Source organism: Streptomyces sp. MBT53 (genome assembly GCF_016654115.1).
Lineage (GTDB): Bacteria > Actinomycetota > Actinomycetes > Streptomycetales > Streptomycetaceae > Streptomyces.
This window is the reverse complement of sequence record NZ_JAEQAZ010000471.1, coordinates 1-1800: the sequence shown is the minus strand read 5'-3', so window position 1 is coordinate 1800 and position 1800 is coordinate 1. Positions and strand designations below refer to the sequence as shown.

At 70.7% G+C, this 1800-nt stretch carries 1 protein-coding gene; it reads right to left on the bottom strand.

What is annotated here, in order from left to right:
* Positions 1-909 precede the first annotated feature (909 nt).
* Positions 910-1692: a class I SAM-dependent methyltransferase gene (locus JHN45_RS52295; RefSeq protein ID WP_201056555.1), complete on the bottom strand. Its 783-nt coding sequence runs from the start codon at positions 1690-1692 to the stop codon at positions 910-912.
* Between the last annotated feature and the right edge of the window lie 108 nt (positions 1693-1800).

Genomic DNA, 1800 nt, shown 5'->3' with positions numbered 1-1800 from the left:
GGCAGGAGGTGAGCGGTCAGGGAGTGGGCGATCAGGAGGTGGGCGATCAGGGGGTGGGGGCTGAGGTTGTCGGACTCGGGCTGTCGGAGGGTGCCCTGCTGGGGCGTCGGAGGTTGACCGGGCCGCTGCCCGGGGTGTCGGGGGCTGTGCTGCTGGGGTTGTCGGCGGTTGGCCGCCCGGGCAGCTGGCGGTTGTACCGCCGGGGCAGACCGGGGGTGCTCCGAGGTTGCCCGCCGCCCGGGCAGCTCGCGGGTGCACCGCCGAGGCAGACCGGGGTTGCCCGCCGCCCGAGCTGTCGAAGGCTGTGCTGCTGAGGTCGTCGGAGGTTGGCCGCCCAGGCCGTCAGAGATCGTTTCGTTGGGACCGGCGAGGGTTGACCGCTGAGGCTGTCTGGGATCGCTCCACTGAGGCAACCTGCGGCTGTCCCGCTGGGGTTGTCAGGAAAGTCGTGTCGCTGAGGTGGTCGGCGATCGCGCCGCCTGGGCCGCCCGAGGTCAACCGCCTGGGCAGCCAGCAGTCGTGCCGGCCGGAGCAGCCAGCCACTGACCGCCAAAGTCGGCGGAGATCACGCAGGTGAAGCGACCAGAGGTCGACCGGCGGCGCAGCCAGCAGTCGTGGCGGCCGGAGCTGCCAGCGACTGACCGCCAGGGCCGTCGGAGGTTACGGGGGAGGGTGGCCTCCGGGGTCGCCAGAGATCGCATCGCTGAAGCAACCCCAGCGGTTGACCGCTCGGCAACCAGAGGCTGTGCCGCTGCGGCAGCCGGAGGTCATGTCGTTGGGACCGTCGGAGGTCGTACGCCAAGGCGATCAGCAGTCGGGCCGGTCAGGCCGTCAGAGGTCGTGTCGCTGGGGCAACAGGCGGTTGGCCTCTCGACAGCCGGCCGTCCTGTCGTTGAGGTCGTCAGGAGGTCATGGTGCGAGGGCTACAACGAGTTCCACGACGTAGGTCTCCTCCACGGTGCCGTCCGGGAACGCGGTGAGGAGGTGGTTGCGCTCCTCGGTGAGGAAGGTGTTGGTGGACTGTTCGTCCTGGACCAGGAAGACCGAGTGGCTGCTGATGTTGGCCAGATGGGTGTCGACCGGGACGCTGCGGCTCCAGCGGACCCTGCGGTGGGCGAAGTCGAGTCGGCCGGTGGGGTCGGCGAGCGCGGTGTGCACGCCGCTGCCGTTCTGCCTCACGACGCGGTCGATGCCGAAGTGGATCCGGATGCGTTCCGCCTGCTCCGCGATCCACGGGACGTCGACCGCGCTGGTGTTCCACCACAGGGCGAGCGCGCCGCCCGGGCGCAGTACGCGCAAGGCCTCCGGGACCGACTTGGTGGTGTCGGTCCAGTGCCAGGCCTGGGCGTAGGTGAGGAAGTCGGCGCAGTTGTCGGTGAGGGGGAGAGCGTCGCCGGTGCCCCGGACCAGCGGGACATCGGGGAGGGTGCGGCGGAACTGGGCCGCCATGCCGTCACCGGGTTCGATCGCGATCACCTCGGCGCCACGGGCGTGCAGGAGGGCAGTTGCGATGCCGGTACCCGCGCCTACGTCCGCGACACGGGCGCCCGCGAGGGGGTGGCCGGCCAGTTCCTCGATGGCGTCGAAGAGCGCGGGTGGGTAGGAGGGACGGTTCTCGGCGTACTGGGCCGCGGCGGCGTTGAAGGAGTGGGCTCGGACGGTGTGCGAGGGCGGCTTCGACGAAGTGGTCATACGGCCATGGTTACCGGGGTGGGTGCAGGGTGCAGGTGGATTTTGGTGAGAGATGGGGTGGGGAGAGGGGAAGAGGGAGCCGGGCGGGAGCGGGACGGGGCTAAGGGG

Coding starts and splice junctions, on each gene's coding strand:
- JHN45_RS52295 (WP_201056555.1), bottom strand. CDS start 1,692: ATGACCACTTCGTCGAAGCCGCCCTCGCACACCGTCCGAGCCCACTCC.